Raw genomic sequence first — 10,704 nt, forward strand, 5'->3', positions numbered from 1 at the left:
CCGATGCCGCCGCGAAACTGGCTATAGGTGGCAAAGCCAAGCAGCCCCGCGTCCTCGGCCACAAAAGTCGCGTGGCCCAATGTGTCGCGATCAAAAATCATCGTCGCCACGTCTTGCACGGTCTTTTCAACCGCATTGAACGTGACGGCGGTGTCACGGATCCACGGGTTCCACAGGGTGGCAATTGCCGCCGCGTCTGCGGTGCTGGCGCGGCGGATCACGTCAGAACCCGCGCCCCGTGTGGGGTAGAAAACGTGGCGCGCATCGCCTTTCGCGGCCCCTGCACGATCACCACGCGCGGGTCAGCAATCCGCGTCGCCAGCGCATCGGCCAGCGCGTCGGCCCCAGGGTGCGCGATCTCCAGCCGGGTCAGCCGCACCCCGGCGTCGGGCAGGGCGCGGGCCGGGTGCAGTGCGCCTTCCCATGCGATCAGCGCAGGAAAGCCGCCGTCAAACGGCAGGCACCCATCGGCCGGAATGGCCATCTGCCAGCGATAGTCACCGCGCTGCAGCGCCACGGGTTCGCCCACGCCGGCCGGGCTAAGCGCCAGTTCCGCCTCGATATCTTCGCAGGCGGCAACCCAGTTGGTCAGGCGCGCCGGGCCGCTGAAACGGTCCATGTCAAACCAGCGGGGCCACAGCGGCGTGGGCGCATCCGGGTCCACGGCAATCACTTCAAGATACAGCTCCCCCAGGCCCAGCAGCCGGTTATGGGTGGCCATATGCGGGTGTTGCCCGCCGCCCGCCAGCGCCACGCCAAGCGCGGCCTCTACCGCCTCCACGCCTTCGGCAAGGGTGGCCGAGGTGACTGCAAGATGATCGAATGTCAGCATCAGGTGGCTTTCAGAACCGAGGTCTGCGCCTTCATCGCCACCGCCAGCGAGGTAAAGCGCGCCACCGCCACCTCGCCGAACAGGCCTTCGCCCGCAGTGGTCAGGGTCAGTTCCAGAACGCGCTTTTTCGGGTTCCAATGCAGCGCCCCGGCCTTGGCTGGGTTGCCCACCGAAAACATTGCGCCAAAGCGCATCGCCTTGCCCAAAACCTCGGCCTCCTGCACCTCGTCTTCGCTCAGCAGCCGGAACATCGGTTCCAGCCGCGATCCAGCGCGGCTGTTCTTGTAGCGGTGCAGCAGCGCCAACCCCAGAAACACCCGGCCCGGATGGTCAAGCCCGCCAAGGTTCGCCCGCGTGGCGTTGTCAAAACACGCCTCGGCCCGATAATCAGGGTGCGCGCGCCAGGTGGTGTCGTGCAGCAGGCAGGCGGTCTTGATCAGCCGCAGCCGGTCCTTGCTCACATCCGGGAACAGCGGTTCCAGAAACTCGAACAGCTTCTTGCCAAAGCCGGGGATGCGCGACTGGGTCATTTCCGTCATCCGCGCCGCCTCGATCAGCGGGTCGCGGGCGCGCAGTTTCTCGGGCATCTGTTCATACAACAGCCCCTCGCGGATGCCGTAGGCCGACACGTCGATTTCCGAAGGCTTCAGCACCCGGATCAACTCGCGCAGCACTTCGCAGGCCAGCGGCACCAGTTCCATCCGTTCAAGCGATGTCCCGGTGCGCCCCCGCAGCACCGCAAGATCGGCCACAGCCAGCCAGTCCAGCGTGTCGGTCAGGCCCTTTGGGGTCATCCGGTATTCGTGCAGCACGGTCAGCGGATAGTTGCGGCGTTCCATGTCCAGCCGCGCGATCACCCGCCACGACCCGCCCACCAGATAGATCCGCTCGCCCTCGGATTGCAGATCGCCCTGCACATCCTTCAGGACGCGGGCGATATGGGCCTGACGCTTTTTCGGATCATCGCCAAGCTGTTGCAGGCGGAACGGGCCCAGCGCGGTCGACACCCGTTTGCCAACCTTGCCATTGCCGATCCGCGCCAGTTCCATCGAATTGCCGCCGATGTCGCAGACAATGCCCTTGGCGTCGGGCCAGCCCAACAGCACCCCTTGGGCCGACAGCCGCGCCTCCTCATCCCCGTCGATCACCCACAGCTTCAGCCCGGTTTCGCGCAGCACTTCGGCCTGAAACTCCGGTCCATCCTCGGCCTCGCGCGTGGCGGCGGTGGCGACCACGGTCAGTGGGGCGATCTCCATCCCCTCGGCCAGCAGCGCAAAACGTTTCAACGCGGCCAACGCCCGGACCCGCCCCTGCGGGTTCAGCCGACCGGTTTCCGCCAGCCCTTTGCCAAGCCCGCACATGACCTTTTCGTTGTAGAAATAGGCGGGCGATCGGGCGGCACCGTCAAACACCACCATCCGAACCGAGTTTGACCCGACATCAACCACCCCAACCCGGCTGAGCGCGCGCGCCGAGGGGTCGTCGAACAGGGGTCGCCCGAACGGCCCCCAGTCCTCTTCGCCGCTGTCAGAGGGTCCTTGTCCATCATGTGGCATGGCGAATCCCCTCTGTGGCATCGGCGGCCAATTTGCCGCTCCGCGCGGGCGTGGTCAACGCATCACTCGGCAGCCGCAGCAGCATCGTCTTGCGGGATCGCCAACCGCGGCACGTCCTTGGCCCCTGCCGTGCCCCGGCCCGAAAGCGACGGGTTTTCCATGAAGAACCGATGGCAATTGAACAGCCGGCCATCCCTTGGCGCAAGATCGCGGGAATAGCTGCCATCCGGCGCCAGGATCCAGCTTTGCTCTTCATCGGCAAAGTTGGCGGCCATGATCTGCCCCATGATCTGGGTCTTCACCGTGATGTTCAACGCCTCGACCAGCGTTTCCACCCGGCGCGTCAGGTTGCGGCCCATCCAGTCGGCAGACGAAAAGAACACCCGCGCCTTCTTTGACGGCAGGCCCTGACCGTTGCCAAAGCACACGATGCGCGAATGTTCCAGAAACCGCCCGACGATGGATTTGACCCGGATATTCTCGCTCAACCCCTTGATCCCCGGCCGCACACCGCAGATGCCGCGCACGCAGAGGCTGATCTTCACCCCGGCCTGACTGGCCGCATAGAGCGCGTCGATCACATCCGGCTCGATCAACGAATTGACCTTGGCCCAGATCTCGCCGGGTCGTCCGGCGCGGGCATGATCCGCCTCGGCGGCGATCAGCTCCAGCAGGCGCGGTTTCAGCGTGATCGGGCTGATCGCAAGGTTTTCCAACCCCTCCGGCTGCACATAGCCCGACAGATAGTTGAACACCTTGGTCGCATCGCGCCCCAGCGCCGCGTCGCAGGTGAAGAACGACAGGTCGGTATAGATGCGCGCGGTGATCGGGTGATAATTGCCGGTGCCGTAATGCGTGTAGGTCACCAGATGGTCACCCTCGCGGCGCACGACGGTGCTGATCTTGGCATGGGTTTTGTAATGCACAAACCCGTACACCACATGCGCCCCGGCGCGTTCCAGCCGCCGACTTTGCCGGATGTTCGCAGCCTCGTCGAAGCGCGCCTTCAGTTCCACCAGCGCGGTCACCGATTTGCCCGCCTCCGCCGCCTCGCACAGCGCCGACACGACCGGGCTGTCCCACGACGTGCGGTACAGCGTCTGCTTGATCGCCAGCACATTCGGATCGCGCGCCGCCTGTTCCAGAAACCGGATCACCATGTCAAAGGTCTCGTAGGGGTGATGCAGCAGCATGTCCTTCTGGCGGATCGCGGCAAACATGTCGCCGTCGTGATCCTCTACCCGTTCGGGTACCCGCGGGCTGAACGGCGGCCACATCAGGTCCTTGCGCGCCGGCAGGATCAGCTCCTTCAGGTCGGCCACGCCCAACAGGCCCTTGACCTCCACCACCTCGTCCTCGGTGACAGTCAGCTCTTCCATGATCAGCACGCGCAGGGTTTCCGGCGCCCCTGCCGACAGTTTCAGCCGGATCACCTCGCCCCGGCGACGGCGTTTCAGCGCGGTCTCAAACTCGCGCACCAGATCTTCGGCCTCATCCTCGACCTCCAGATCGCTGTCGCGCAGCACCCGGAACATGCAGTGGCCCTGATCGGTATAGCCGGGGAACAGCATCCCCAGATGCAACAGCAACAGCTCTTCCAGCGGCAGGAACCGGTGTTCGCCAGGCTTGCCCGGCAGCGGCACGAACCGCGCAATCTGCTGCGGAATCGGCAGCAGCGCCTTCAGCGTGCGGTGATCGGTCAGTCGCTCCAGTTCCAGCGCCAGGGTAAACCCGGTGTTGGGAATGAACGGAAACGGATGCGCCGGATCAATCGCCAGCGGCGACAGCACCGGGAACACGTTGTTCAGGAAATGCGCCTCAAGATGCTTCAGATCGCGCGCGCTCAGCTTGGACCGGCTGGCGATGATGATGCCTTCGGCCTCCATCTCCTTGCGCAGGCGGTTAAAGGTTGTCTGCTGCGTTTGCATCAGGCGGCGCGCATCGGCGTTGATCAGGCCCAACTGTTCGGCCGGGCTGCGGCCATCTTCGGACAAGGTCGCATTGCCACTGCGCAGCAGTGCGCGCAGACCCGCCACGCGTACCGTGTAAAATTCGTCCAGATTGGTGGCCGAGATTGACAGGAACCGCAGCCGTTCAAGTAACGGCACCGCCGGGTTTGCCGCCTCTTCCAGCACCCGCCAATTGAAGGCCAGCCAGCTCAGTTCCCGGTTAAAGAAACGCCCCGGCCCCGCGGTCTCTGCAAAGGGCAGTTCCACAGGTGTGGGGAAGGGTGACTTGAGGAAATCCGCTTGGGTCATGGCCGGGTTATGCCGCGCTCTTCGTGAAGGTTGTGTGACAGTGTTTCACTGCGGACCCCCCCTGTCCAGCACCTCGGCTGCCAGTTGGCGGGTGATCGGTCGCCCCAACGCCAACGCGAGGGCATCCAGCGCACTCACCAGCGTCCGCGCGGCCCCGATCGACCTTGGCATCCGGCTGACCAGATAGGGAATAAGGTTGATCGGCACCGCAATCTGGCGGTCGGCGAACAGCTTTATCAACACCGCAGACAGCAGCGCATCGTCAGGGGCGTCCAGCCGCACGGTTGGTGCCGCCTGCATCCGGCTGGCAAGGTCGGCCAGCGTCAGGCCCCAGTCGCGCGGCGGGGTGGCGGCAGTCAGCAGCAGCGCGCCCTTGGCCACCACCAGATTGTGCAGATGAAACAACGCCTCTTCACTGCCATCAATCCGGTCGGCATCCTCAACCGCCACGGGGCGGTCAGCCAAAGGTGCAAGATCGACCTGCCCAAGGTCGGCGGCATTCAGCATCACTGCCCCGGCTTCGGCCGCCCAAATATGGGTCAGATGGGTTTTGCCGGTGCCTTCAGGCCCGATCAGGATCAGCTTGTGCCCCGGCCAGTCGCCCCAAGCGTCCAGCGTCCGCAGCGCCAGCGCGTTCGACGGCGAGACAAAGAAATCAGCGCGGGTCAGCGCCTCGGTACCGGCAAGATCAAAGGCCAGCTGGCGCGTCACGCGGCATCCTCGGGCGGCGCGCCCGATTTGCGGCGGTTAGGGCGGGCCAAAGGCGCGTCCTGGTCCCGGCCGGTTTCGCCTTTGTACAGCAGGCTGGACTGGTACTGCCCAACCCCGAACCTCGTCAGCACCCCGATGGATGCCGCCACCGGCACCGCGATCAGCATGCCGACAAAGCCGAACACCGACCCGAACGCCGACAGCGCGAACAACAGCCACACCGGATGCAGGCCCACCGATTTGCCCACCAGTTTCGGCGTCAGGACGTTGCCCTCGATGAACTGCCCGACCGCGAAAATGGCGGCGATAATCCCGATCGACACCCAGTCACCCCAGAACTGGAACAGCGCCAGCCCCACCGCAAGCGTGCCGCCGATGATCGATCCGACATAAGGAATGAAGGTGATCGCCCCGGCAATCGCGCCGACGATCAACCCGAACTGCAGCCCCGCCAGCATCAGCGCGATGGAATAGAAACTGCCCAGCAAAACGCAGACCGAAATCTGCCCGCGCACAAAACCGGCCAGCACCATGTTGATCTCGACCGCCAGCTTGCGGATCACCGGCGCGTGGTCCAAAGGCAGCATCGCGTCGACGCGGGCCACCATCATGTCCCAGTCCAGCAGCAGATAGAACGCCACCACCGGCACCACGACAATAAACACCACCGCCGAAATCACCCCCAGCGCCGAAGACAGCAGCCCGTTGGCCAGTTCCGCCCCCCGTGCCTGAATGGCCGTGGCGATATTGGCCAGCGTCTGACGCATGGTCGATGTGCTGTCGGTCAGTTCGGGAAAGCGTTCGACCAGAAACGCCTGCATCTTGCGGGCAATCTCGGGCGCGGAATTCACCAATGCGGTCAGCTGGTTGATCAGCGACGGGATCACCGCCAACACCAGCAGGATCACCAGCATCAGCGCCACCAGCGAGATCACCGTGGTCGCGGCCACCCGGCTCAGCCCCAGCCGCTCCAGCCGGTCTGCCACCGGGTCGAGAAAATAGGCGATCGCCCCGCCCACCAGAAACGGCAGCAGCACATTCCCCAGAAACCACAACAGCAAAAGAAATACGACTGCGGCAATGCCCCAGTATCGCGCCTGTGCACCAAGAGGCAGAGCCATGTCGAAACCCGTTCCGTTTTGCGACATATCGCCCCTGTTAGGCCCCCGCGCAAGGGGGCCGGTGACTTTCGCTGCGCGCCCGCCCCCGTGGCACCGGGGGGCGGGCTTGCATGGATTTAGTGGCAGGCGGGGCGCTTGCCCGGCAGCAGAACCTTGTCGATCACGTGGATCACCCCATTGTCCGCCACGATATCGGCGATGATCACAGTAGCCATCTCGCCGGTCCCGTCCGCGATGGTGACGCCCGACGCGCCTTTGGTGATGCACAACCGCTGCGAGGTCAGCAGCGGCTTGAACGTGGTCGATCCGTTCGGAATATCCCCGGCCATCAGGGTGCGGTCGTCAACATGATACAAAAGGATATCGGTCAACTGCCCCTTGTTCTCGGGCTTCAGCAGCGTCTCGACAGTGCCGGCCGGCAGGGCGGCAAACGCGTCGTTCACCGGCGCATAGACCGTGAAGGGGCCGGGGCCAGCCAGCGTCTCGGCCAGACCCGCCGCCGTCACAGCCGCCACCAGCGTGGTAAAACGTTCATCACCAGCGGCGATTTCCGTGATCGATTTCGCATGCGCAAACGAGGTCGACAAGGCCAGCGCGGCCAAAGCAATCTTAAGTTTCATGGTGCATTCCCTGTTGAACAACATGCGTCACTCACATGTCTTGCGGGTTACGCTGCGTCAGTGCGCCGCAGATGTGATGTTACAGCCGCCTGACAGCACGGTGATCCGGCGTGATGCCGCACTTGCAAAGCACACCGGCGCAAACCGGCCGTCAGCGCCTGCTTACCACCCCCCGCCTAAGCCCGGCGCGGATCGACCCGGTGGTCCCGCGCTGGCAGGTCTCGCTTGTCCGGGGCGCAGCCTTGGACGGACCGAAACCGACCTGAAAGGTATGCTAAATGAAATCCTCCCTCCTCCTTGCGATCACCCTGGTCAGCGCATCGCTTGCCGCACCGATGGCCTTTGCGATGCCCGCACTGGGCGACATTGTCGGCACCAACCCGACCGATGCCACCACTGCCCTCGAAACCGCCGGCTGCAAGGTGACCGAGTTCGAAGCCGAAGGCGGCAAGATCGAGGCCAAATGCACCGACACCGCCACCAACACCGCGATAGAGGTCTACATCGACCCGAAAACCGGCGCCGTCGTCGAAATCAAGTCGGGCGACTGACATGACCCGCACCCCCCGGACCAAAGCCACCCCGCCCGATCTGTGGGACCCGGTGGTCCGCATCAGCCACTGGGGCCTTGCCGTCATCGTGCTGGCCAATGCGGCCTTCACCGCAGGCGGCAGCGTGCTGCATGTCTGGCTTGGCTGGACCGGCATGGCGCTTTTGGGGCTCAGGCTGGTCTGGGGGGTGCTCGGCCCGGTGGAGGCGCGGTTTTCCGCGTTTCCCCCGAACCCCCGTGCGGCGGTGTCGCATCTGCGCGGCCTTGTGAGCGGGCGCGTGCGGCATTATTCCTCGCACAATCCGGCGGGCGCACTGATGGTCTATGCGTTCTGGGCGGCGCTGGTGGTGGTGATCGGCACTGGCCTTGTGATGACCGGCGGGCAAACGCCGATGCAGATCAGCGCCGACAAGGCCGCAGTTGCGGCGGGTGACTGGTCAGTGCTTGTCACTGATGAGAGCGCGGATGACAGCGGCGCCGAACCGCAAGACGATGGCATGGTAAAGCAGGTGCATGAAGTGGCGGCAAATCTGATCCTCATCCTCGCGGCCCTGCATGTGGCGGGTGTCGTGGTGGAATCCCGCGCGATGCGGCGCAACCTGGTAACCCCGATGCTGGCTGGACGTCGCGGCAGGCGCGGCAAGTGACGACACCCCGCCCAAAGCGCAGCGAGCGCACACGCCCCGCGGCCGTGGCGGGCTTTCTGGTGGTCCAGACGGTCGCGGCGGTGTTCTTCGTCGGCGACGCCATCGGCGATCTGATCTCAGACCCGCAGGCGGCGCATTCGATCTTTGAATCCATGGTCGTCCTTGCGCTGGTGCTGGGTGTGGTCTTTGGCGGCTGGGAATTGCGTCGGGCGCTGGAAAGGATGCGCACCCAAGAGGCCGCTCTCGCCGTCGCCTCTGGCGCGCTCTATGACGTTATTCAGGCCGAGTTCGCCGCCTGGGGCCTGACAGCGGCGGAACAGGACGTGGGCTTTCTGGCGCTCAAGGGCCTTGATGCGGCGGAAATCGCCGACATGCGCGGCTCGGCGCAAGGCACGGTGCGCGCACAACTGACCCGCGTCTACGCCAAGGCAGGCGTGTCCAACCGCGCCCAGTTCGCCGCGCTGTTTGTCGAGGATCTGCTGGGCGGGCGGCTGGTGCCGGAAGGGCAGGCGGCCGCAGGGTAGCATAAATTGTACCACCCGGTCAGGCTAGGCATCAACTCCTCCAGATGGTCCTGCGCCGACCTCAATCGTCGATCGGCCAGCCTGTCAGGCCCAAAGCCGTGAAACGCTTGGCATGGTAATGGCCCACTGCCATATCTGATCCGTCGAATGGCACCCAATGCTTGAAGGAGTTCGTGCTCAACTCAGCATCGTATTCAGCAATCTTTGTCAGATCTTTTCGGCGCTCTGCTGCCTCGCGGCTTCGGAACAGACTTGAAGCTGTCTTTCGCAGTTCGTCCATTGCATGGGAAAGTTGGGTGTCCCTGCTGCCAAAAATTGTCTCAGGGTTCTCTCCAAAGTAACTGATCGCAGTCAAATCGGACGCTATGACCGACAGTCCGTCGATCCCGCCCATAGTCGGACCATACTCGTTAAATCCGCCCGGCGTTGGCTTCGGGCGATTGAGTGTGCAGTGATCCAGGAACGTTCCACGAAGCTTGACGCCATGCCAGCGTGCGCAATTCAGCAGGCATCCCTGCATCTGCGAACCGGTCAGATTTGTATGCTCCAGACTTGCGCCCTCAAACCGAGAACGCACAAGAATAGCGCCGGAGAGGTCTCCCTTCGAAAGGTCAACTCCGTCAAAGTCAACGGATCTCAAATCCAGCCGATACCTTGCAATTGCCTCAAGCGCCTTTTGCGCGGCACTCCGCCGCTTGATGACATCCATGGCCTTTTGTATGTCAATTCTGGGCGCTTTTATCGTGAACGTGGGTTCGGTCAGCGTAAGGTGTTCGGCCTTCGCATTCTCTCGCACATAGGCGCACAGAATTTCCATGACCCGTACATCATCGCGCCCCTTGTCATGGGTTGTCTAGTCCTGCGCAATCCGTTCCAGTGACAGGATCGCGCCAATCCGAACTTCGATGTTCGGGGCGCTTTCTTCACTGAAAACCGGCTTCGACGTGTCTGGCTTTCCGTGCGCATCCTTTTCGAAAACCTTCGCTCCAGCGAGGTCGACGACGTGCTTCTTCACGACCTTCTCCGCCCCCAACATCTCCACCGCCTTGTTGATGCGGTCAGTGATGTGGCCTTCCTTCTGGTAGCGGACGGTCTGGTACTTCAGCCACGTCCCCCAGATCAGGAACGGCGCACCCAAAAGCGCTGCGACAAGCGCACCCAAGCCAAAGGTGGGCTGGCCCGGCACCGTGGTCGCAGTGTCGGGATGGATCGATTGCCAAAGGCCCAGATAGGCGGCCAACACTGTCAGGCCGAACATCCCGATCCAAACCAGGCCGAGAACCGTGACAAGGGTCACGCCGCCCAAAGAAAGCTGCTCCCAGATTGGGGCGTGGTAAGGCCTGCCCTGCAAGGCCAAGATCGCATAGATGCCGGCGCATGTGGCGATCAAGGCCATGACTGCGACCAATGACCAGAAGTCCTGAGGTGCAATTGAAAGGGTGGTCACGGTCACTCTCCTGCTATCTTTCTCGCAGCGTTGCGGGACGCTAACCCGATCAGTCGGGTTGGCGAAAGGGCCAAAGTAGGGGGATTTGGTTAACGCTTTCTGAATTCGCTCCGTTAACCCATTGAAATCATGTGGGTGACGGTCTTGTCCACGCGTGGACATCCCCTTGTCCACGCCAACGCCGCCCTTGCCTGCCAGCCCCGCCTCGCCTAAACCCGTCGCGACCCTTGATCCGAAAGGCCGCGACCCATGCGACTGACCCGCTACTTCCTCCCCGTCCTCAAGGAAAACCCCGCAGAGGCCCAGATCGTCTCGCACCGCTACATGCTGCGCGCCGGGATGATCAAGCAGCAGGCGGCAGGGATCTATTCCTGGCTGCCGCTTGGCCTGCGCGTCCTGCGCCGGATCGAGCAGATCGTGAACGAGGAACAGCAGCGC

11 protein-coding genes and 2 pseudogenes are annotated in these 10,704 nt (G+C 63.6%); 4 read left to right on the plus strand and 9 right to left on the minus strand.

Going from position 1 to position 10,704, the window contains the following annotated elements; all coding sequences use genetic code 11:
* From RMO18_RS04775 to RMO18_RS04805, 7 genes and pseudogenes are all read right to left on the minus strand, one after another.
* Positions 1-221 (minus strand): annotated as a pseudogene (locus RMO18_RS04775) (GNAT family N-acetyltransferase); the annotation flags it as partial.
* A complete protein-coding gene (locus RMO18_RS04780; RefSeq protein WP_309664257.1) occupies positions 218-832 on the minus strand; it encodes a VOC family protein in 615 nt (204 codons plus the stop codon). The pseudogene RMO18_RS04775 and the gene RMO18_RS04780, both read right to left, overlap by 4 nt.
* The gene (locus tag RMO18_RS04785) at positions 832-2,388 is read right to left on the minus strand and encodes a Ppx/GppA family phosphatase (RefSeq protein ID WP_309664258.1); all 1,557 of its coding nucleotides are present in this window, start codon (positions 2,386-2,388) and stop codon (positions 832-834) included. Before RMO18_RS04785 ends, RMO18_RS04780 begins: the two co-directional genes overlap by 1 nt.
* A 62-nt stretch (positions 2,389-2,450) precedes the next feature.
* A complete protein-coding gene (locus RMO18_RS04790; protein WP_309664260.1) occupies positions 2,451-4,646 on the minus strand; it encodes an RNA degradosome polyphosphate kinase in 2,196 nt (731 codons plus the stop codon).
* A 45-nt stretch (positions 4,647-4,691) separates the two neighbouring features.
* A complete protein-coding gene (locus tag RMO18_RS04795) occupies positions 4,692-5,357 on the minus strand; it encodes a chromosomal replication initiator DnaA (protein ID WP_309664261.1) in 666 nt (221 codons plus the stop codon).
* On the minus strand, positions 5,354-6,478 hold the full coding sequence (locus RMO18_RS04800; RefSeq protein ID WP_309664262.1) for an AI-2E family transporter: 1,125 nt from the start codon (positions 6,476-6,478) through the stop codon (positions 5,354-5,356). The genes RMO18_RS04795 and RMO18_RS04800 overlap by 4 nt, the downstream gene beginning before the upstream one ends.
* Before the next feature lie 116 nt (positions 6,479-6,594).
* Complete coding sequence (locus RMO18_RS04805) at positions 6,595-7,098, minus strand: fasciclin domain-containing protein (protein ID WP_309664263.1); 504 nt, start codon at positions 7,096-7,098, stop codon at positions 6,595-6,597.
* Positions 7,099-7,376: 278 nt separating this feature from the next.
* Between RMO18_RS04805 and RMO18_RS04810 the strand changes: the two genes are divergently transcribed.
* From RMO18_RS04810 to RMO18_RS04820, 3 genes are read left to right on the plus strand one after another with little or no spacing between them, the layout of a single operon-like run.
* Positions 7,377-7,649: a PepSY domain-containing protein gene (locus RMO18_RS04810; protein WP_309664264.1), complete on the plus strand. Its 273-nt coding sequence runs from the start codon at positions 7,377-7,379 to the stop codon at positions 7,647-7,649.
* Position 7,650: 1 nt separating this feature from the next.
* The gene (locus tag RMO18_RS04815; protein ID WP_309664266.1) at positions 7,651-8,295 is read left to right on the plus strand and encodes a cytochrome b/b6 domain-containing protein; all 645 of its coding nucleotides are present in this window, start codon (positions 7,651-7,653) and stop codon (positions 8,293-8,295) included.
* Positions 8,292-8,819 carry a helix-turn-helix transcriptional regulator gene (locus RMO18_RS04820; RefSeq protein WP_309664267.1) on the plus strand — a complete coding sequence of 176 codons (528 nt, stop codon included), beginning with the start codon at positions 8,292-8,294 and terminating at the stop codon, positions 8,817-8,819. The genes RMO18_RS04815 and RMO18_RS04820 overlap by 4 nt, the downstream gene beginning before the upstream one ends.
* A 61-nt stretch (positions 8,820-8,880) precedes the next feature.
* Here RMO18_RS04820 and RMO18_RS04825 read toward each other — a convergent pair whose 3' ends face one another.
* Both RMO18_RS04825 and RMO18_RS04830 read right to left on the minus strand, forming a co-directional pair.
* Entirely contained in the window at positions 8,881-9,636 is a 756-nt protein-coding gene (locus tag RMO18_RS04825) for a pentapeptide repeat-containing protein (RefSeq protein ID WP_309664268.1), read from the minus strand.
* Positions 9,637-9,672: 36 nt separating this feature from the next.
* Entirely contained in the window at positions 9,673-10,266 is a 594-nt protein-coding gene (locus tag RMO18_RS04830) for a hypothetical protein (RefSeq protein ID WP_309664269.1), read from the minus strand.
* 249 nt (positions 10,267-10,515) lie between these two features.
* On the opposite strand from RMO18_RS04830, the pseudogene RMO18_RS04835 reads away from it, so the two are divergent.
* Positions 10,516-10,704 (plus strand): annotated as a pseudogene (locus tag RMO18_RS04835) (proline--tRNA ligase); the annotation flags it as partial.

Origin of the sequence: Tabrizicola sp., assembly GCF_031377265.1 — a bacterium.
GTDB lineage: Bacteria > Pseudomonadota > Alphaproteobacteria > Rhodobacterales > Rhodobacteraceae > JAUYQR01.

Coding starts and splice junctions, on each gene's coding strand:
- RMO18_RS04780 (WP_309664257.1), bottom strand. CDS start 832: ATGCTGACATTCGATCATCTTGCAGTCACCTCGGCCACCCTTGCCGAA.
- RMO18_RS04800 (WP_309664262.1), bottom strand. CDS start 6,478: ATGGCTCTGCCTCTTGGTGCACAGGCGCGATACTGGGGCATTGCCGCA.
- RMO18_RS04825 (WP_309664268.1), bottom strand. CDS start 9,636: ATGGAAATTCTGTGCGCCTATGTGCGAGAGAATGCGAAGGCCGAACAC.
- RMO18_RS04805 (WP_309664263.1), bottom strand. CDS start 7,098: ATGAAACTTAAGATTGCTTTGGCCGCGCTGGCCTTGTCGACCTCGTTT.
- RMO18_RS04815 (WP_309664266.1), top strand. CDS start 7,651: ATGACCCGCACCCCCCGGACCAAAGCCACCCCGCCCGATCTGTGGGAC.
- RMO18_RS04785 (WP_309664258.1), bottom strand. CDS start 2,388: ATGCCACATGATGGACAAGGACCCTCTGACAGCGGCGAAGAGGACTGG.
- RMO18_RS04790 (WP_309664260.1), bottom strand. CDS start 4,646: ATGACCCAAGCGGATTTCCTCAAGTCACCCTTCCCCACACCTGTGGAA.
- RMO18_RS04810 (WP_309664264.1), top strand. CDS start 7,377: ATGAAATCCTCCCTCCTCCTTGCGATCACCCTGGTCAGCGCATCGCTT.